18 protein-coding genes are annotated in these 18,623 nt (G+C 73.9%); 11 read left to right on the top strand and 7 right to left on the bottom strand.

All coding sequences use genetic code 11. From position 1 onward, the window contains the following. The first annotated feature begins 294 nt into the window (after window positions 1-294). From LG634_RS27300 to LG634_RS27285, 4 genes are all read left to right on the top strand, one after another. Window positions 295-1,497, top strand: coding sequence for an FG-GAP-like repeat-containing protein (locus tag LG634_RS27300; protein ID WP_226737346.1), 1,203 nt, complete (start codon window positions 295-297; stop codon window positions 1,495-1,497). 253 nt (window positions 1,498-1,750) lie between these two features. Further along, a complete protein-coding gene (locus LG634_RS27295) occupies window positions 1,751-2,944 on the top strand; it encodes an aminotransferase-like domain-containing protein (protein WP_226737344.1) in 1,194 nt (397 codons plus the stop codon). A gap of 159 nt (window positions 2,945-3,103) precedes the next feature. Further along, entirely contained in the window at window positions 3,104-3,919 is an 816-nt protein-coding gene (locus tag LG634_RS27290; protein WP_226737342.1) for an alpha/beta fold hydrolase, read from the top strand. Between the two features lie 111 nt (window positions 3,920-4,030). Next, window positions 4,031-4,273: a hypothetical protein gene (locus tag LG634_RS27285; RefSeq protein ID WP_226737340.1), complete on the top strand. Its 243-nt coding sequence runs from the start codon at window positions 4,031-4,033 to the stop codon at window positions 4,271-4,273. 31 nt (window positions 4,274-4,304) lie between these two features. Here the strand turns inward: LG634_RS27285 and LG634_RS27280 are convergent, their stop codons facing one another. The 5 genes from LG634_RS27280 to LG634_RS27260 form a co-directional block, all read right to left on the bottom strand. Next, entirely contained in the window at window positions 4,305-4,661 is a 357-nt protein-coding gene (locus LG634_RS27280) for a helix-turn-helix domain-containing protein (RefSeq protein ID WP_226737338.1), read from the bottom strand. Next, complete coding sequence (locus LG634_RS27275; protein ID WP_226737356.1) at window positions 4,658-5,014, bottom strand: type II toxin-antitoxin system RelE/ParE family toxin; 357 nt, start codon at window positions 5,012-5,014, stop codon at window positions 4,658-4,660. Before LG634_RS27275 ends, LG634_RS27280 begins: the two co-directional genes overlap by 4 nt. Before the next feature lie 58 nt (window positions 5,015-5,072). Then, on the bottom strand, window positions 5,073-5,954 hold the full coding sequence (locus LG634_RS27270) for a helix-turn-helix domain-containing protein (RefSeq protein WP_226737336.1): 882 nt from the start codon (window positions 5,952-5,954) through the stop codon (window positions 5,073-5,075). 250 nt (window positions 5,955-6,204) lie between these two features. After that, entirely contained in the window at window positions 6,205-6,618 is a 414-nt protein-coding gene (locus LG634_RS27265; RefSeq protein WP_226737334.1) for a hypothetical protein, read from the bottom strand. 20 nt (window positions 6,619-6,638) lie between these two features. Next, complete coding sequence (locus tag LG634_RS27260) at window positions 6,639-7,016, bottom strand: ATP-binding protein (protein WP_226737354.1); 378 nt, start codon at window positions 7,014-7,016, stop codon at window positions 6,639-6,641. Window positions 7,017-7,198: 182 nt separating this feature from the next. On the opposite strand from LG634_RS27260, the gene LG634_RS27255 reads away from it, so the two are divergent. Together LG634_RS27255 and LG634_RS27250 are read left to right on the top strand one after the other, a co-directional pair. Further along, window positions 7,199-8,068 carry a helix-turn-helix domain-containing protein gene (locus tag LG634_RS27255; protein WP_226737332.1) on the top strand — a complete coding sequence of 290 codons (870 nt, stop codon included), beginning with the start codon at window positions 7,199-7,201 and terminating at the stop codon, window positions 8,066-8,068. Further along, window positions 8,065-8,310 carry a DUF397 domain-containing protein gene (locus LG634_RS27250; protein ID WP_226737331.1) on the top strand — a complete coding sequence of 82 codons (246 nt, stop codon included), beginning with the start codon at window positions 8,065-8,067 and terminating at the stop codon, window positions 8,308-8,310. The genes LG634_RS27255 and LG634_RS27250 overlap by 4 nt, the downstream gene beginning before the upstream one ends. Before the next feature lie 88 nt (window positions 8,311-8,398). On the opposite strand, the gene LG634_RS27245 is transcribed toward LG634_RS27250, so the two are convergent. After that, on the bottom strand, window positions 8,399-9,151 hold the full coding sequence (locus LG634_RS27245; RefSeq protein WP_226737329.1) for a sporulation protein: 753 nt from the start codon (window positions 9,149-9,151) through the stop codon (window positions 8,399-8,401). Window positions 9,152-9,299: 148 nt separating this feature from the next. Between LG634_RS27245 and LG634_RS27240 the strand changes: the two genes are divergently transcribed. The 4 genes from LG634_RS27240 (at window position 9,300) to LG634_RS27225 (ending at window position 15,490) form a co-directional block, all read left to right on the top strand. Further along, window positions 9,300-10,082: an SDR family oxidoreductase gene (locus LG634_RS27240; RefSeq protein ID WP_226737327.1), complete on the top strand. Its 783-nt coding sequence runs from the start codon at window positions 9,300-9,302 to the stop codon at window positions 10,080-10,082. 70 nt (window positions 10,083-10,152) lie between these two features. After that, window positions 10,153-12,738 (top strand): bifunctional FO biosynthesis protein CofGH, encoded by a 2,586-nt coding sequence (locus LG634_RS27235; RefSeq protein ID WP_226737325.1) that lies wholly within the window; start codon window positions 10,153-10,155, stop codon window positions 12,736-12,738. A gap of 198 nt (window positions 12,739-12,936) precedes the next feature. Next, a complete protein-coding gene (locus LG634_RS27230) occupies window positions 12,937-14,085 on the top strand; it encodes an ADP-ribosylglycohydrolase family protein (protein WP_226737323.1) in 1,149 nt (382 codons plus the stop codon). A 550-nt stretch (window positions 14,086-14,635) separates the two neighbouring features. After that, the gene (locus LG634_RS27225) at window positions 14,636-15,490 is read left to right on the top strand and encodes a discoidin domain-containing protein (protein WP_226737321.1); all 855 of its coding nucleotides are present in this window, start codon (window positions 14,636-14,638) and stop codon (window positions 15,488-15,490) included. Between the two features lie 373 nt (window positions 15,491-15,863). On the opposite strand, the gene LG634_RS27220 is transcribed toward LG634_RS27225, so the two are convergent. After that, window positions 15,864-17,519 (bottom strand): AfsR/SARP family transcriptional regulator, encoded by a 1,656-nt coding sequence (locus LG634_RS27220; protein ID WP_226737320.1) that lies wholly within the window; start codon window positions 17,517-17,519, stop codon window positions 15,864-15,866. Window positions 17,520-17,718: 199 nt separating this feature from the next. Between LG634_RS27220 and LG634_RS27215 the strand changes: the two genes are divergently transcribed. Then, window positions 17,719-18,579, top strand: a complete 861-nt coding sequence (locus LG634_RS27215; RefSeq protein WP_226737318.1) for a TIGR03619 family F420-dependent LLM class oxidoreductase — start codon at window positions 17,719-17,721, stop codon at window positions 18,577-18,579. Window positions 18,580-18,623: the final 44 nt, after the last annotated feature.

Below are 18,623 nucleotides of genomic sequence, written 5' to 3'. Positions count from 1 at the left end.
GGGGTGGGTGGGGGGGGGGGGGGGGGGCCAACCCCCCCCCCGCGGGGGTTGGGGGGGGGGGGCGGGGGGGCGCCCGCGAGCCGGCGCAGCCGGCCTGTGTTGGGGCTCCGCCCCAAACCCCGCTCCTCAAACGCCGGAGGGGCTGGTTTTCCCCGGCCGGGACATTGTCGCGGTCCGGGATCGGGCGGGGTACAGGCCGGTACGGGCGGAACTGCCGGTCGTCCAAAGGGCATCCGTCCCCTCCGAGAGCGCGGCGCGGGGCCGCGGGACGGCCACTCGAAGGGGATCGGGCACATGAAAAAGGGACTTCTGCGCGGCGCGGCCGCCGCCATCGCGTTCGCCATCGGCGCCCTCGGGCTGGCCGTGGCGCCCGCAGCACAGGCCGATGCGGCCGGGTTCGGCGACTGCGCCGCCGGCCGGTTCTGCGCGTGGACGAACACCACCGCCACCGGACCGCGGCTCCAGACCCGCACCGACACGCCCTGGCTGGGCTCGTACGACAACCGGATCCGCTCGTTCACGAACCGTACGGACATGATCGCCTGCCTGTACTCGGGGCGGAACTACGTGGTCGAGTCCGGGCCGACGGGCAGTTGGTCGGCAGTCAGACCGCACGCGTCCGGCACCGGCTACAGCGGGGCCGGGCACCTGGACAAGAGCTCCCTGAAGTTCGTGCGGACGGCGCGCGAGTGCGTGCTGCCGGCGTTCCCGTTCTGGTACGACGAGGCGGGCACCCGGGCGGCCGGGTTCGGTGACCTCAACGGGGACCGGCGCTCGGACGTGCTGGTCCGCGACGAGACGGGCGCGCTGTGGTTCGTCTCCGGCACCGGGGACGCCTGGCTGGCCGGTACGAGCGGCTGGAACGGCATGGACGCGATCACCCGGCACGGCGACCACTCCGGCGACGGCCGCGAGGACCTGATCGCCCGCGAGCGGTCCACCGGCAAGCTGTGGCTCTACCCGGGCACCGGGGACGGCGACTTCCTGCCGCGCCGGGTGATCGGCAGCACCGGCTGGAACACGATGTCGCTGATCACCGCCGTCGGCGACCTGACCGGGGACCGCCGCGGCGACCTGATCGCCCGCGAGACCGCCACCGGGAAGCTGTGGCTGTACCCGGGCACGGCCTCCGGCGGCCTGGGCGTACGGCGGCTGATCGGCGGCAGCGGCTGGGGTGCGATGAACCTGCTGTCCGGCCCGGGCGACCTGAACCGCGACGGCCGCCCCGACCTGCTGGCCCGCGAGGCCGCCACCGGGAAGCTGTGGCTCTACCCGGGCGGCACCTCGGCCCTCGCGCCGCGCCGCCTGATCGGCTCCGGCTGGAACCCCATGTCCTCGGTCATCGCGAACGGCGACGTCACCGGCGACGGCCTCCTCGACATCGCAAGCGTCACCACGGGCGGCACCCTCCTGATCCACCCCGGCCGCGGCGACGGCACCCTCTCCCCGGGCTACGTCGTGGACCCCAACTGGTGGGGCCTCAAGGGCGCGTTCTGACGCCGACAGGCCAACTCCGGACCGCCGCGCGGGACATCACGCGGCGGTCTCGGTCAGGTCTCGTTCGACCCGGGCACCACAACCGTCCGGCACGTCCCGCTGTCTCCCCTTACGTACGCACCGCCCGCGGCCGACGGGCGGACCCAGCGCCGGCGGAGGGAGTCCGAGGGGCGGACAAGTAGCTGCCGTCTGCACGTAGTCCTGGCTAGGGTGTCCGCACCCGCTCGTACGCCCCATCAACCAGGGAGTACCCATGCCTGCACCCGCCCGTCCCCCCGCCTTCGCCGCCCGTGCGACCGCCGTCGGCGGCTCGCCCGTGCGGGAGATCCTCGCGCTGACCGAGCGGCCCGGGGTGATCTCGTTCGCGGGCGGGCTGCCGGCGCCCGAGCTGTTCGACACGGCGGGGCTGCGGGCCGCGTACGACGCCGCGTTCGCGGCAGCCGGGGCGCGCGCCCTCCAGTACTCGACCACCGAGGGTGCTCCCGAGCTGCGGGAGACCGTGGCCGCCCGGGCGAGCGCGCGCGGGCTGGCGACCACCGCCGACGACGTGGTGATCACCACCGGCTCGCAGCAGGCCCTGACGCTGATCACCGCCACCCTGGTCGAGCCCGGTGACGTGGTCCTCGTCGAGAACCCGACCTATCTGGCCGCCCTCCAGTGCTTCGGGCTGGCCGGGGCGCGGGTGGTCGCCGTGCCCTGCGACGAGGACGGGCTGATACCGGAGGCGTTGGAGGAGCTGGTGCGGCGGGAGCGGCCCAAGATGCTCTACACCGTCCCCACCTTCCAGAACCCGACCGGCCGCACCCTGCCGGCCGCCCGCCGGGCCGCCGTCGCGGAGATCGCCGGCCGGCTCGGGCTGTGGCTGGTCGAGGACGACCCGTACGGCGAACTCCGGTACGAGGGCGCCGAGGTGCCGTGGCTGGCCGCGCACCCGGGGGCGGCGGACCGTACGGCGCTGCTCGGGAGCTTCTCCAAGATCATGGCGCCGGGGCTGCGGCTGGGCTGGCTGCGCGCCCCGGCGGCGCTGCGGCGGGCCGCGGTGGTGGCCAAGCAGGCCGCGGACCTGCACACGTCGACGGTGGACCAGCTGGCGGCGGCCCGCTACCTCGCGGCGAACGACCTGGACGTGCACGTGGACCGGATCCGCACGGCCTACCGGGACCGGCGGGACGCCCTGCTGGCCGGGCTCGGTGACGCGCTGCCGGCCGGTTCGGCATGGAACCGGCCCGAGGGTGGCATGTTCGTGTGGGCCCGGCTGCCGGCCGGCCACGACGCCACCGCGCTGCTGAAGGAGGCCATCGCGCAGGACGTCGCGTTCGTGCCGGGCACCCCGTTCTTCACGGGCGAACCGGACCCGCGCACGCTGCGCCTGTCGTTCACCACGCACACCCCGGAGGAGATCACGGAGGGGCTGCGACGCCTGTCCGTCGGTCTTTCTTCCGCCTGATTTCGGTCCGGCCGCCGTCCGGCCGATGAATTCCGCGCCCGCCGCACGTCCACCTCCGGGATGGTTCCCGGAGGTCCGGGGGTTCCGGCAGGCACGTGCGGCGCGGTGGAACGGCCACGGCGGCGACGGCAGCAACGGCAGAAGGCGAGGCGCACGGCGATGGCGACGGCGAGAGCGGGTTACGCCCGGGTCCCGGGGACGGGGCTGTCGGTCTACTACGAGGAGCACGGCGCAGGCGCCCCGCTGGTGCTGCTGCACGGCGGGTTCGGCTCGGGCGCGTCGTATGCCGCGCTGCTGCCGGCGCTGACCGTGCACCGCCGGGTGATCCTCGTGGATCTGATGGGCCACGGCCGGACCGCGGACGTGCCGGACCGGCCGCTGCGGGCGGAGCTGCTGGCGGACGACGTGGCGGCGCTGCTGCGGCATCTGGATGCGGGGCCGGCGGATCTGCTGGGGTATTCGACGGGTGCGTGGGTGGCGCTGCGGACCGCGATCCAGCATCCGGAGCTGGTGCGGAGGCTGGTGCTGGTGTCGGGGCTGTTCAGCCGGGACGGGCTGCACGCGGGGACCCGTACCCGGATGGACGGGATGTCGGAGCGGGACGCGGACGCGATGCGGGGGACGCCGGAGCACGCGGTGTACGAGCGGCTGGCGCCGCGGCCGGAGGACTGGCCGGTGCTGGTGCGGAAGACGACGGAGCTGGTGCAGCGGGACTTCGACTGGGCGTCGGAGGTCCCGTCGGTGACGGCGCCGACGCTGCTGGTGTTCGGGGACGCGGACTGTGTGCGGCCGGGGCACGCCGTGGACTTCTTCGCCCTGCTGGGCGGTGGGCTGCTCGACCCCGGACCGGGTCCGGCGCCGGCCGCGCCGGAGGGCCCGCGGAGCCGGCTGGCGATCCTTCCGGGGGCGACCCACTACGACATCCTGACCTCGGCTTCGCTACCGCCGGCGGTCATTCCGTTCCTGTATTTCTGACGCCCTGATCCTTTTGCGGTGGTGTGCGCTCCGGTCGTACGCCACCGGTTCTCCAGCGCGGCGCGTGAGCCTCCCCGTACCCGAGCACCACGACCAGCGGAGGGGAACGCCATGCGTACGCGTCATGCACTGATCGGTCTGGCCCTGGGGGGCGCACTCGTCCTGGCAGGTACCACCGCGACGGCCCACGCGGCGGTCGCACAGGAGTCCGCGCCGGAGGCCGCGGCCGAGCGGCGGCCCGTCGGCATGTACGCCACCGAGCAGGCTTGCCGTGCGGCCGGTGACGCCTGGGGCGTCCCGTACGCGTGCGCCTTCTGGTGGCCGAGCTACGCGTGGGTCCTGATGGTCGACTGACGGGCGGCCGATCGGGGCGCTGCGGACCGGGTCACGCGGCCGACGTGTGGCCGCCGTCGGGGTGGCGATCGCCGTGCGGGGTGAAAACGAAGGCCGAGGTGTCGCCGTGCAGGTCGATGGTGAGCGCAGCCTCCAGGGCTTTGGCAAGGCGGGTGAGCACGGCGAGCGTCGGGGTTGAGTCCCCGCCTTCGATCTGCGAGATCTGCGGCTGTGTCATGCCGGCGCGCCGCGCGAGCTCGGACTGCGAGAGCCGCAACGCGGTACGCCGGTCGTACACGGCCTGCCCGAGCACGAATGCGTGTCCGGCCTCCACGTAGGCCTGCGACTCCACCACCGATTCCCCGGCCAGCTTCCTGGCCTGGCGGGTCTTCCACTGCGTGTGGTTCACGGCGCCTCCTGATCGATCCGGTCGTAGCTGTGCTCAGCGAGCCCATGCGTCTCTTCACAAGCCGCCTGGGCTCGCCGCGCCCGCTCCACCTCGGCCTGTTCGTGCTGCCTGGTCTTGCGGAACACGGTCAGCAGCACGATCCGCCGCCCGGGCGCCAGCCAGTAGGCGATCCGGACGGCGCTTCCGTCCAGGATGAAGCGAAGCTCACGAACCTTGCCGCCGAGGTGGCGGCTGTAGGGCTCCGCCAGCGTCGTCGGTTGGGCCGCCAGCATGTCGGCAGCCCGCTCCACTTTGTCGTACTGCCGGTCCGGCAGTTGCTCCAGCCATTGCCGGACCTCTGGTTCGATCTCGATCGGCCAAGGTCGACCACATCAGGATTATACAGAAATCCATATGGATCGATCGGGTGGTTCATGCGGCTGCCGGGGTCTTGGAGCGGGCGCAGGCCGGGCAGAGGCCGCGGGTGGGGGCCCGGTGGGCGTGGTCGCAGCGGTCGCAGTTCTGGAGCGGGTGGACGACCTGGTCGGGGGCGGGGACCGGGGAGGGCAGGTGGTGGACGGGGATCGGGGCGGGGAGGAGGGCCTTCAGGCGGTGGGCGAGGAAGGCGGCCGGGTACCAGACGTCGTCCGGGAGGTCGGCGGAGAGGGTTCGGAGGATCGCTTCGGGCTGGGCGCCGCGGACGAGCCATTCCTCCATCAGCGGGGCGAGGCGTCTGACGTCGCGCTCGGCGAGGAGCAGGCGGGGGTTGCGCTGCCGGAGGGACGCGAGGAGGCGGTGTGCTTCGCGGGTGAGCCAGGCGGTGGGCTCGGCGGGGGTGGAGGGCGGCTCTGCGGGTGGGGTGGGCTCCGCGGGCGGGGGCGGGCCGGGCGCCGGGGCCGGGGCGTCGGCCGGAGGGTCCGGCGGCGGCTCGACCGGATACGCGTCCGGGTCCCGGGGGTCCGGCGGCGGGGGTGGGGGGTCGGTGGGGTCCGGGTCGGGATCGGGGTCCGGGCGCGGGTCCGGTGGGGGTGGGTCCGGTGGGGGTGGGTGGTGCGGGGTGCTGCCCGGGTGGTTGTACGAGTACGTGCGGGTGACCACGTGGCCGTTGGGGAGGCGTTCGCGGGTGCGGGCGAGGTAGCCGTGGGCTTCCAGTTCGCGCAGGCAGCCGGCGATGCGGTGTTCGCCTTCCGGGAAGCGGGTGTTGAGGTCCTTGATGCCGATCGGGGTGCCGGTCGGGAGGGACTGGATGTACAGCGCCAGACCGCGGGCGGTGAGCGACAGCTCGGCGTGCTGGGCGAGGTGGTTGCCCACCACGGTGAAGTGGCTGTCGTGGCGCCGGTTGACGTGGATGACGCCGGATCGGGGAGTCCGCGCGGGAAGCCGGATCCCTTCGCGCGCGGGAGCGCTAGGGTGCGAGGAGGCCATCGGAAGTCGGGTGCTTCTTCCTGTGTGGTCAGGCCCTCGCCCGGGGTGTCAACCCGGCGGGGGCCGTCTCATGTCTGAGGTTTGCCGCGGCGAGCATATGCCCGATGCCGACCCCAATTTCCAGTTCCGCCAGGAGAGTTCACCCGTGCGAGCGATGGTCCGGCTGCGGGAGGAAGGAGGGGATTGGTGGGGTTCCTTTCCCCCGGTTCTTTGGTCTTTGGATATCGGGCCCCCTGACCCCGCGAGCCACCGGATCGCGGGTGTCCGCGCCCCGGTCACGGCCCGTCGGACCGCACCTGCTCCTGGTCCCCTCGTCGGAGGCCGCGTCGACCTCGTCGATCTGCCAGGTGACCTCGTTGAAGGCGTGCGCGCGGTCCATCATCTCGCGGTAGGTGGACCGGCGCCGGTCGCGCTGCTCGCGCAGGGCCTCCGCCCTCGTGGTCGTACGGGCCTGGGCCAGCGCCGCGCGGGAGGTGGCCCGCGCGGTGAGGTAACTGGCTCCGAGCGCGGTCAGTGCAGTGAGAACGCCGACCCACAGTCCGCCATTCGCCATGCCGAGGAGTCTGTCATCGCTCAGTCTCCGCCGTCATGGGCGCCGGGAGGGAGGGCGAGTTCGGCCCAGACGGTCTTGCGGGGGGCGGGGCCGGGGGTGACGCCCCAGCGCGTGGAGAGGGCGTTGACGATGGCGAGGCCGCGGCCGCTGGTGGCGGTCGGTTCGCGGAGGGCCGGGAGGTCGGTGCCGCGGGGGTCGGAGACCTCGATGCGGAGGGTCGCGCCGTGCACGGACACGGCGAGGTGGAAGTCGCGGCCCGGCACGCGGCCGTGGGTGACCGCGTTCGCGGTGAGTTCGGCGATGACGTGTTCGCCGGCCGTCTGCGGCAGCCCCCACGAGCGGATCTCCTCGACGGCGAAGAGCCGCGCGAGGCGGGCGCTGCGCGGCGTGGCCGACATCCGGAGGGTGAACTGACGTACGGGCGCCTGGGTTTGTTCAATCACCTGACCGAGCCTGACCGCCGCTCCCTACGCTGCACAGCGACAACGCCGGTGCGTACGGACACTGTCCGGAGCTTGTCCACTGCTGTCCGGGCTGTCCGGACCGGGCCTCGGGTACCCGGCGGGTTGGAGGTGGGCAGATGAGCATGGACCCCAACAGGAACGACGACAGCACGGACGAGCCGGGCTGGGAGGTGGATCCGGAAGACGAACAGGGCGCGGCGGTGGTGGCCGCGGTGGGGCGGCAGTTGAAGGCGTGGCGGGAGGGCGCGGGCCTGCGGGCGGCCGATTTCGCCAAGGCGATCGGGTACGGGGAAGACCTGGTCTACAAGGTCGAGGCGGGCAAGCGGATCCCGCGGCCGGAGTACCTGGACAGGGCGGACGGCGTCCTGAACGCGGGCGGGAAGATCCGGGCGATGCAGGAGGACGTGGGGCAGGTCCGGTATCCGAAGCAGGTCCGCAACTTGGCGAAGCTTGAGTCCCAGGCAGTGGAGTTGCTGGCGTACGGAAACCACAACATCCACGGCTTGCTCCAAACAGAGACGTACGCGCGCGCCCTGCTGGAGACCTGGCGACCCGCCTATGGGGAGAGCGAAATCGAGCGCTTGCTCGCTGCACGGATGGCCCGCCAGACCATCTTCAACCGCGCACCATTGCCGACCCTCAGTTTCGTCCTTGAAGAGGCGATTCTCCGGCGGCCGATCGGGGGCAAAATGGTGTTGCGCCGACAGCTCGAACACATCCTGGAGGTCGCGCGCCTTCGTGGCGTGGATGTGCAGGTGATGCTGACCAACACGGAAGACCACGCCGGAATGGGAGGCCTGATCCAGGTGCTGAAGTTCGGAGACGGCTCGGGCGTCGGGCGTACGGACGGCAGGTTCGGCGGCCGTCCCGTATCCGACCCCAGGCAACTGCGGGTTCTTGAGCTGCGGTATGGCATCATCCGGGCCCAGGCTCTCCCGCCACGGGAGTCGCTGGCCTTCATCGAGCAAGTGCTGGGAGAGACATGATCCACACACCCGAGCTGGAGTGGTTCAAGAGCAGCTACAGCGACAGCAGCGACGGCCACGACTGCGTAGAAGTGGCCTGGCGCAAGAGCAGCCACAGCGACGGCAGCGAGGGCGACTCCTGCGTAGAGGTAGCCACCACCCCCGCCACCATCCACGTCCGCGACTCCAAGGTGCAGGCCGGCGCGCAGCTGACCTTCGGGCCGGCCGCATGGGCCGGTTTCATCGCGCACACCTCCGCGTGAAGCTGCCGGTGACGGCGGCGCGTTGCCCCCTGTTGCTGCCGACCGGCAGGACAGGGGGCTCTCGGCACCGACGTCGGCGGTCCGGGCGCTAGACCCGCCAGAAGGACCGGACGTGCTCGTCCAGGGCCTTCGTCAGGTCGGCCTGGGAGAGGTCCGCGTACGCGACGGCGAGGGGCGGGTAGCCGCCGGGGTGGGTGTCGAGGGAGTCCGCGCGGGCGACGCAGACCGTTTCGAGTTCGCCGAGGCCGCGCTGCCAGGACTCCGGGAAGTGGAAGTCGATCTCCTGCCAGTACGGCTCGGTCTGGCGGGACTCCATGCGCGGGGCGCGGCTGAGCAGGCCGAGCTTGATCTCCGACTCGTGGAGGCGGAAGCCGAGGTCCCGGTACGCCCGGAAGACGGCGTCCTGGGCGGGCAGCGGGTGGACCTCGACCGGGTCGAAGTCGCCGCGGTCCACGGAGTTGTCGATGGCCAGTTCGGTGCGGACGGCGGCCTTGGAGCCCTTGAGGGGGCTGCCGAGGGCGTGCGTGACCGGCATCTCCCAGGGGAGGGCGATCGCGACCTCGCGGGTGACGGTCTCGCCCGCGGCCAGCCGGAAGCCGTCGACGTCGACCGTGACCACCGGGTACGGGTTGTTCCACGCGGTGGAGCCGTCGACCTCGCGGTCCTCGGCGCGGACGACCACGTCCAGCCGCAGCCGCTCGACGGTGACGTCGGCCCCGCCGCCCCGCACGGTGACGGTGCAGCGCAGGGTCTCGCCGGGGCGGACCACCGGGGTGTCGACCACGGTCTCCACGGACGGTGCGCCGACGCCGATCGCGCTGAGGAACTTCCGGAACGCCATGTTGTGCCCCCTACCCCTCTCGGCCGGCTCCCCCGCCGGCCGCACTGCCCGCCACCCTAGATCCTCCGCACGCCTCTTCCCCTCCCTCCTCCACCCCTTTAATCTGACGCACCGTCAGCCATCAGGGGAGACACGGAAGGCGAGCCGCATGATGCTGCAAGGGAAGACCGTCGTCGTGTCCGGGGTCGGGGCCGGGCTCGGGCACCAGGTGGCCGCCGCCGTCGTACGGGAGGGCGGGAACGCCGTCCTGGGGGCGCGGACCGAGGCGAACCTCGCCAAGACCGCCGCCGAGATCGACCCCGACGGCCGGCACACCGCCTACCGGACCACCGACATCGCCGACGAGGAGCAGTGCGCGGCGCTGGCCGCGCTCGCCGTGGAACGGTTCGGCGCGCTGGACGCCGTCGTGCACGTGGCGGCCTGGGACTCGTACTTCGGCGGGCTTGAGGACGCCGACTTCGGGACCTGGGCGCAGATCCTCGACGTGAACCTGCTGGGCACGCTGCGGATGACCCGCGCCTGCCTGCCCGCGCTCAAACGGCAGGGCGGCGCCGTCGTGATCATCGGCACGCAGTCCGCGATCGCCGCTCCGAACGAGGTGCAGCAGGCCGCGTACGCCGCCTCCAAGGGGGCGCTGACCTCCGCCATGTACTCGATGGCGCGGGAGCTGGGCCCGCACCGGATCCGGGTGAACACGGTGCTGCCCGGCTGGATGTGGGGGCCGCCCGTGCAGGCCTTCGTCACCTTCACCGCGCACGCCGAGGGGGTGCCGGAGGACGAGGTGCGGGCCCGGCTGTCGGCCCGGATGGCGCTGCCGGACCTGGCGACCGACGGCGACGTGGCGAACGCCGCCGCGTTCTTCGCCTCGGACCGGGCGCGGGCCGTCACCGGGCAGCAGCTGCTCGTGAACGCGGGCGAGCTGATGCGGTGACCGGCCAGAGAGCCGAAGAGGTGACCGGTAATCCTCTCGTGGCCATTTCAGCTGATCGTATGCTCCAGGCATGACCACGACCCCTGTGCAGCCGCCCACCGCCAATGCCATGCGACGGGCGCTGAAAAGGGCCCGCGACGGTGTCGCCCTCGACGTGACCGAGGCCGCGGTCCTCCTCCAGGCGCGCGGCGAGGACCTGACGGACCTCGCCGCCTCCGCCGCCCGGATCCGCGACGCCGGCCTCGCCGCCGCCGGGCGGCCCGGCGTCATCACGTACTCGAAGAGCGTCTTCATCCCGCTCACCCGGCTGTGCCGGGACAAGTGCCACTACTGCACCTTCGTGACCGTGCCGGGGAAGCTGCGGCGCGCCGGACACGGCATGTTCATGTCTCCGGACGAGGTCCTCGACGTGGCCCGCCGGGGCGCGGCCCTCGGCTGCAAGGAAGCGCTGATCACACTCGGGGACAAGCCCGAGGACCGCTGGCCGGAGGCCCGCGAGTGGCTGGACGCGCACGGCTACGACGACACCCTCGCGTACGTGCGGGCGATGGCAATCCGGATCCTGGAGGAGACCGGGCTCCTCCCCCACCTGAATCCGGGCGTGCTGTCCTGGTCGGACTTCCAGCGGCTGAAGCCGGTCGCGCCGAGCATGGGCATGATGCTGGAGACCACCGCGACCCGGCTGTGGTCCGAGCCGGGCGGCCCGCACCACGGGTCCCCCGACAAGGAGCCGGCCGTACGGCTGCGGGTGCTGGAGGACGCCGGGCGGTCGTCGGTGCCGTTCACGTCGGGGCTGCTGATCGGGATCGGCGAGACGTACGAGGAGCGGGCCGAGTCGCTGTTCGCGCTGCGCCGGATATCGCGGTCGTACCACGGCATCCAGGAGCTGATCATCCAGAACTTCCGCGCCAAGCCGGACACGGCGATGCGCGGGATGCCGGACGCGGAGATCGACGACCTGGTCGCGACGGTCGCGGTGGCCCGGCACATCATGGGCCCGGCCGCCTGCCTCCAGGCGCCGCCGAACCTGGTCGACGGCGAGTACGGGCGGCTGCTCGGCGCCGGCATCGACGACTGGGGCGGGGTGTCGCCCCTGACCCCCGACCACGTGAACCCGGAGCGGCCGTGGCCGCAGATCGACCTGCTGGCCGAGCGGTCCGCCGAGGCCGGCTTCGCGCTGCGCGAGCGGCTGTGCGTGTACCCGGAGTTCGTGCAGCGCGGCGAACCGTGGCTGGACCCGCGGCTGCTGCCGCACGTACGGGCGCTCGCCGACCCGGACACCGGGCTGGCGCTGGCGGACGCACCGGTGGTGGGGCGGCCGTGGCAGGAGCCGGACGAGGCCTTCACGGCGAGCGCGTCGGGCCGTACCGACCTGCACCGGACCATCGACACCGAGGGCCGCACGGGCGACCGGCGGGCCGACTACGACGAGGTGTACGGCGACTGGGAGGCGCTGCGCGAGGCGGCCGCGCCCGGGATGGTGCCGGAGCGGATCGACGGGGACGTGCGGGAGGCGCTGGCGCAGGCCGCGGACGACCCAGAGCGGCTGACGGACGGGCAGGCGCTGGCGCTGCTGCACGCGGACGGGCCGGCGCTGGACGCCCTGTGCCGGGTCGCGGACGACCTGCGGAAGTCGGCGGTCGGCGAGGACGTCACGTACGTCGTCACGCGGAACATCAACTTCACGAACGTCTGCTACACCGGCTGCCGGTTCTGCGCCTTCGCGCAGCGCCGTACCGACGCGGACGCGTACACGCTGTCGCTGGACCAGGTCGCCGAGCGGGCCGCGCAGGCGTGGGAGGTCGGCGCCGTCGAGGTCTGCATGCAGGGCGGGATCCACCCGGACCTGCCGGGGACGGCGTACTTCGACATCGCGCGGGCGGTGAAGGAGCGGGTGCCGGGGATCCACGTGCACGCCTTCTCGCCGATGGAGGTCGTCAACGGGGCCACCCGGACCGGGATGTCCGTACGGGAGTGGCTGACGGCGGCGAAGGAGGCCGGGCTGGACTCGATCCCGGGGACGGCCGCGGAGATCCTCGACGACGAGGTGCGCTGGGTGCTCACCAAGGGGAAGCTGCCGGCGGCCGACTGGATCGACGTCGTGAGCACTGCTCACGAGGTGGGGCTGCGCTCTTCCTCCACGATGATGTACGGGCACGTGGACCAGCCGCGGCACTGGCTGGGGCACTTCCGCACCCTGGTGGACATCCAGCGGCGGACCGGCGGCTTCACGGAGTTCGTGACGCTGCCGTTCATCCACACCAACGCGCCGGTCTACCTGGCGGGCATCGCCCGGCCCGGCCCGACGCTGCGGGACAACCGGGCGGTCACCGCGATGGCCCGGATCCTGCTCTACCCGCACATCACCAACATCCAGACCAGCTGGGTGAAGCTGGGCGCGGAGGGCGCGGCGGAGATGCTGCGGTCCGGGGCGAACGACCTGGGCGGCACCCTCATGGAGGAGACCATCTCCCGCATGGCCGGGTCGAGTTACGGCTCGTACAAGGCGGTCCGCGACCTGGTCGCCATCGCCGAGGCGGCGGGCCGGCCGGCCCGGCCGCGCACCACCCTGTACGGGCCGGTGCCGGAGGAGCGGCAGCGGGCCGCGGCGGCATCGGACGGGCACCTGCCGGAGCTGCTGCCCGTGCTGGACTGAGGGACGGCCGGTCCCGGGCGGTCGTCGGCCGCCCCGGGACCGGCCGGGCCGCATTCCCCGAGGCCGGGGGCCCGACACCTGGATGGCTGGCGCATTCCAGCCGTTCTCCGGTCACTCCCGGTCCACGTGGCCGACATCGTCCGGTTCCGACCGAAGGTGTCCATTACAGTTCTGCGCCAGGGGAATTGGGGGTTCCAGGTGAGCTCGGCAACAGCAGTGGGTACGGCCGTCGCGGGTGCGGCGGTGTGGGGACGTACCGAGCAGCAGGACTTCCGCAGCCGGGTCCGGGGGGCCCTGCTGGGCAGCGCCATCGGCGACGCGCTCGGCGCGCCGGTCGCGGGGCTCTCGCTCGCGGGCATCCGTGAGAAACACGGTCTGGAAGGGCTCACCGAGCCGGCGCCGGTCTACGGCCGCCGGGGTGCGGTGACCGCCTCCACGCAGCTCGCGCTGTTCACCGTGGACGGGCTGATACGGGCACACGTGCGCCGCGACACCGGGGCCTGGCACCCGCCGACCGACGTGCACCGCGCGTACCTGCGGTGGGCCGCCACCCAGCACGACTGGGGGCCGGACGAGCGGCGCAAGGACAACGGCTGGCTGGCACAGGAGGAATGGCTGTACGCGCGGCGCGGGCCGGACCGGGCGTGCATGACCGGGTTCGGCGACGAGATCCTCGGGACGCTCGACAAGCCGAAGAACCCGACGGCGCGGGACGCCGGGGCCACCGTGCGGTCGGCGCCGTTCGGGCTGCTCGTCGGCTGGGAGCCGACGCTGGTGCTCCAGCTGGCGGTGGAATGCGCGGCGCAGAGCCACGGGCACCCGACCGCGTACCTGTCGGCGGGCGCGTTCGCCGTGATCGTGCACGGGCTGGCGCGCGGGGACTCGCTGGAGGACGCGGTCCGGCGGGCGCTGGAACTGCTGGAGCCGCGGCCTGGGCAGGTGGCGGTGAGCGAGGCGCTCCAGCGGGCGCTGAGCGCCGCCGCCGGGCCGGGCGGAGCGTCGCCCGCGCGCGTCGAGTCGCTGTCCCCCGGGGACGGACGGGACGCGGAGGACGCGCTCGCGGTCGCCGTGTACTGCGCGCTGGTCGCGGAGGACCTGCGGCACGGGCTGCGGCTGTCCGTCAACCACGGCGGCGACTCCACGGCCACCGGTGCGCTGTGCGGAGCGCTGCTGGGCGCCCTCAACGGCGAGACGGCCCTGCCGGCCGCCTGGCTGGCCGAGCTGGAGGGCCGGGCGACGATCCTCGAACTGGCCGACGACTTCGCCATGGAAATGACGCAGGGCCCCTCCCTCCACGGCCCCGCCGTGTCCTCCCCGGGCTGGCTGACGCGGTATCCCCGGGCCTGAGGGGGCGACGGAGCTCAAGGATTCGGGGCTCCGCCCCGGACCCCGCGCCTCAAACGCCGGCGGGGCTGGATATTGCCCCGTAGCCCCCAGCCTGCAGGCAGAGTCCGGGCAGGGGAAATCCAGCCCGTCCGGCGTTTGAGGACCGGGGTACGGGGCGGAGCCCCGAAAACCAGCCCCGCCGGCGATTGAGGCGCGGGGTGCGGGGCGGAGCCCCGGAAGCGGGTGCCCGAAGGGGCAGGGGTGGGCCCGGTGCGTGCCCGGGAGGGCATGGCCCAGTGCGGGTGGTGCGCGGAGCATGGGGCGCATGGTCACCTGCGGCGTGTGCGGCACCCGGGGCGGGTCCGGCGAGGAGTTCTGCGGGTCCTGCGGGGCGTTCCTGGAGGACGACGGGAGCGGGGCTGTGGCGGGGGCGGGCGGGGCCGGGGCGGCCGGAGCGCGGCCCGGCGATCCCGCTGCCGGGGCGCGGCCTCCGGCCCCTGCCGTCCGTCCTGCCGAGCGCCCTGGCGCGGCCGGAGCGCAGCCCGAGGGGGGAGCGCCTGCGCCGCGGAACGTGCCGCCTCGGCCCGAGCGGCCGCCCGCCGACGTCGTACAGCCGCAGATCGGAGCCGGCCGGCCGGGGGTGCAGCCGCCGCAGCCGGTCGTGGAGCCGGTGTTCGAGGCGCCGCGGCCCGGTGAGCTGGTGTGCGGGCAGTGCGGGGTGGGGAACCAGGCGGTCCGGCGGTACTGCCGGCGGTGCGGGGAACTGCTCGCCGATGCGGTGGTCGTGCCGCAACCGCCGTGGTGGCGGCGGGTGTTCGCGCGCAAGCCGAAGGTGCAGGCGCGGGCCGGGGAGCGGCCGGTGCGGCGGCAGTGGCGGCGGCCGCGGTTCGTGCTGCCGGTGCTGGTGCTGCTCGCGCTGGTTGCGGTGGGGTACGCGCTGCGCGGGGAGGCGGGGCGGGCGGTGGAGGCCGTACGGGACCGGACCGGGAAGACGGAGCAGGTGCACGCGGTGCGGGTGACGGCGTCCAGTGCGCTGGCCGGGCATCCCGGGGGGCTGGCCGTGGACGGGACGACGGACCGGTACTGGGCGCCGGCAGGGGTCTCCTCGGGGGAGGGGCAGTTCCTCGATGCGGTGCTGGGCGGGCCGGTGCGGTTGACCGACCTCGTCGTGTACGGCGGGGCTTCGCCGGTGGCCGAGAAGTATCTGACGCAGGCGCGGCCGGCGGCGTTGCGGGTGACGGTGACGTCTGCCGATGGGGGGCTGACCGTGAAGGACTTGCGGCTGGCCGATGCGGCGGGGAAGCAGACGTTTCACGTGCCGGTCAGTGACGCGGTCCGCGTCCGGGTGGCGGTCCTCGCCGCGTACGGGGCCGGGCCGGGGCGCCACCTCGCGCTCGCGGAGCTGGAGTTCTTCAAGCGCCGCTGACTTCGGGACTCCGCCCCGGACCCCGGTCCTCAAACGCCGGACGGGCTGGATTTTGCCCCCCTGCCCGGACACTGCGGGCACTTCCAGCCCCTGTCCGGACTTTGCCTGCGGGCCGGATGGGGCAATTTCAGCCTCGCCAGGGGGCACCTCCCAGCCCCCTGGGGCTGGGGGAGTTTGAGGCGCGGGGTTTGGGGCGGAGCCCCGAATCCAGCCCCTCCGGCGATTGAGGAGCGGGGTTTGGGGCGGAGCCCCAAGGCAACCCGGCTGGCGCCGGGCACCGGGCTCTGCCCGGACCCGCTCCTCAAACGCCGGAGGGGCTGGGATGCGGCGCCGGGTCCGGGGCGGAGCCTCAACGGGCGGGGGCGGGGACGCGTCAGGTGTCGTGGAGGACGCCGAGGGTGTCGAGCATGCGGGCGTGGCGGCGTTCCGCGTGGCGGGCGGCGACCGGGTCGCCGGCCCGGCGGTGGGCGGCGATCAGGAGGCGCCAGACGGCGTCCTGGAAGGGGTCGAGGGAAAGGGCGTGGGAGGCCGCGGTGACCGCGGACTCCGCCTGGCCTCGGGACAGTTCGACCACGGCGAGCGTATGGGCCGCCTGGACCGCCTGCGTGCGGTACCGCTCGCGGATGGGGACGACCCACTCCGCCGGCCCGTCCTCGGGAAGCAGCTCGCCCGTGTACAGGCGAAGCGCCCGTTCCAGCGCGGCCACCGCACGGACCGCGTCGCCCTGGGCGGCCGCCCGCTGCCCCTCCTCCGCCGCCGCCTCGAACCGCTGCACGTCGCAGCTGCCACCCGCCGCCAGCACCAGCATGTACGCCTCCCCGGAGCGGACGAGGACCTGCGCCCGCCCCCGGTCGAGCCCCGGTTCGAGGAAGGTCCGCAGCGCCGAGACGGCGACCTGCAGACCGCGCCCCGCCGAATGCGGCGGGCTCTCCGGCCACAGCGCGGCCATCAGCTCCTCCCGGTGCACGGGCCGCCCCGCGTGCACGGACAGCAGCCGGGCCAGCGCCCGTACCCGCGGCCGGGTCCGGCTCCAGTCCAGCGGCCGCCCCGCCACGGTGGCCTCGTACCGCCGGAAGCAGCGCAGCGACAGCGGCGCGGCCACCGGCGGCGGCCCGGCCACGGCGGCAGCCGGAGCAGCGGACGGGACCGGCGCGGGCGGCGCGGCCGGACCGGCCCGCCTCAGGTGGCCGCGCAGCAGCGGGACGTCCGCCGCGAGCCCGAACTCCGCGCAGTCCTCGACGAGCTCCGGCGAAGGCGGCCCGGGCCGGGCCAGCTGCCGGACCAGCCGCTCCGGCAGCCCGGCCAGCACCTCGCGGTCCAGGTACGTCCGCAGCGCGGCCACGTCCAGCGGGTCCCGCCCGGCCAGCACGGCCGGCCCGGCCAGCCGCAGCACACCCGGCCAGCCGTCGGTGAGGCGGCCCAGCTCGGCCGGCGCGTCGGGGAACACCTCGGCGATCTCGGCCCCGTCCAGGCGGAGTTCCGGGGCGGCGAGGACGCGGGTCTGGGCGAGTTCGGCCCGGTTCAGGTTGAGGGCCGGCATCCGGCGGCCGGCGAGCACCAGCCGCAGCTGCGGCGGCGCCAGCAGGGCCAGCTCCGCCAGGACGGCCTCGGCGGGGCTGCCGTGCACGAGGTGGACGTCGTCGACGAGCAGCAGCACCGGCCGCTCCGGACGCCGCTCCACCGCCAGCAGCAGGGATTCCACGGTGGTCGGTTCGGGCAGCCCCAGCCGGCGGGCCAGCAGGCCCAGCAGGACGGGCGCGCCCCGGGTGTCCCGGCTCGGGTGCCAGTACAGCAGCAGCCGCCCGCCGGGCACCGGGCCGCGCTCCGGGGCCGAGAACGCCGCGGCCGTCTGCGAGAGCACGGTGGTCTTGCCGTAGCCGGCGGGCGCGATCAGCAGGGTGAGCGGGGCCGTACCAGCGGCCAGACCCGGCACCAGGCGTTCGTGCACGGTGGGGGGCCGGACCGCTGCGGACGTCGAGGCTTCCTCGCCCACCGCCGGACGGGCAGGGGGCCGGCGCTCACTCTCCATCCGGATACAGACGGTAGTCGTAGCGGAGCTGCACGCGCACGAAGGTACTAGGGCGGACGGGCCGAATCCAGAGAACGAACACAGACGTGGCAGCGCACTGCCATCACCGTGCGCCCCCCTTGAACTCCCTCCGGCGCACTCGGTTTTCGCGCGCGTACCCCGTACGTTGGGCGCACCCACGCGATGGAGGTGCCAGCACATGCGGATCGCCACGACCATCTTCCTGACGGACCTCACCCTCACGCCCGTACGGCTCGCGCGCGAGCTGGAGGAACGCGGTTTCCACGGGCTCTACCTCCCCGAACACACGCACATCCCGGTGACCCGGGACACCGCCGCGCCGATGGGCGGCGAGCTGCCCGAGCAGTACGGGCGGACCCTCGACCCGTTCGTGGCGCTCGGCCAGGCCGCGGCCGTGACCGCGCGGATCGCCCTCGGCACCGGCATCACGCTGCTCGGGCAGCACGATCCGATCGCCCTGGCCAAGCAGATCGCCACGCTCGACCACGTCAGCGGCGGGCGGTTCACGCTGGGCCTGGGGTACGGCTGGAACGTGGAGGAGGCCGCCGACCACGGCGTCGACTGGGCGACCCGGCGGGACCTGGTCGAGGACCGGGCGGCGCTGATGCGGGCGCTGTGGGCGCCGGAACCCACCGCGTACGAGGGGCCGTTCGGCTCGGTGCAGGCGTCGACGGCGTACCCGAAGCCGGTGCAGGCGCCGCGGCTCCTCGGCGACGGCAGCCCGCTGCACGGGCCGCGGACACTGCTCGGCGGGGCGGCCGGGCCCAAGCTGTTCGCCCAGATCGCGCGCTACACGGACGGGTGGATGCCGATCGGGGGGCGCGGTCTGACGGAGTCCCTGCCGGTGCTGCGCACGGCCTGGGAGCGGGCGGGCCGCGACCCGAAGGGGCTTCAGGTCGTGCCGTATGCGATCCACCCGAGCGCGGGGAAGCTCGCGCACTACGCGGATCTGGGGGTCGAGGAGGTCGTGGCGCAGCTCCCCTCCGGGGGTGAGGCGGAGGTGCTGCGCGCGCTGGACGCCTTGGCAGAGTTCCTCTGACCGGGGCTCCGCCCCGGACCCCGCGCCTCAAACTCCCCCAGCCC

This window comes from Streptomyces bambusae (assembly GCF_020532645.1).
Taxonomy (GTDB): Bacteria; Actinomycetota; Actinomycetes; order Streptomycetales; family Streptomycetaceae; genus Streptomyces; species Streptomyces bambusae.
The sequence above is the reverse complement of the archived record's forward strand: the minus strand, read 5'-3'. Positions and strand labels throughout refer to the sequence as shown.

Coding starts and splice junctions, on each gene's coding strand:
- LG634_RS27235 (WP_226737325.1), top strand. CDS start 10,153: ATGACCACGACCCCTGTGCAGCCGCCCACCGCCAATGCCATGCGACGG.
- LG634_RS27285 (WP_226737340.1), top strand. CDS start 4,031: ATGCGTACGCGTCATGCACTGATCGGTCTGGCCCTGGGGGGCGCACTC.
- LG634_RS27220 (WP_226737320.1), bottom strand. CDS start 17,519: ATGGAGAGTGAGCGCCGGCCCCCTGCCCGTCCGGCGGTGGGCGAGGAA.
- LG634_RS27215 (WP_226737318.1), top strand. CDS start 17,719: ATGCGGATCGCCACGACCATCTTCCTGACGGACCTCACCCTCACGCCC.
- LG634_RS27255 (WP_226737332.1), top strand. CDS start 7,199: ATGAGCATGGACCCCAACAGGAACGACGACAGCACGGACGAGCCGGGC.
- LG634_RS27260 (WP_226737354.1), bottom strand. CDS start 7,016: ATGTCGGCCACGCCGCGCAGCGCCCGCCTCGCGCGGCTCTTCGCCGTC.
- LG634_RS27250 (WP_226737331.1), top strand. CDS start 8,065: ATGATCCACACACCCGAGCTGGAGTGGTTCAAGAGCAGCTACAGCGAC.
- LG634_RS27300 (WP_226737346.1), top strand. CDS start 295: ATGAAAAAGGGACTTCTGCGCGGCGCGGCCGCCGCCATCGCGTTCGCC.
- LG634_RS27245 (WP_226737329.1), bottom strand. CDS start 9,151: ATGGCGTTCCGGAAGTTCCTCAGCGCGATCGGCGTCGGCGCACCGTCC.
- LG634_RS27295 (WP_226737344.1), top strand. CDS start 1,751: ATGCCTGCACCCGCCCGTCCCCCCGCCTTCGCCGCCCGTGCGACCGCC.
- LG634_RS27265 (WP_226737334.1), bottom strand. CDS start 6,618: ATGGCGAATGGCGGACTGTGGGTCGGCGTTCTCACTGCACTGACCGCG.
- LG634_RS27240 (WP_226737327.1), top strand. CDS start 9,300: ATGATGCTGCAAGGGAAGACCGTCGTCGTGTCCGGGGTCGGGGCCGGG.
- LG634_RS27290 (WP_226737342.1), top strand. CDS start 3,104: ATGGCGACGGCGAGAGCGGGTTACGCCCGGGTCCCGGGGACGGGGCTG.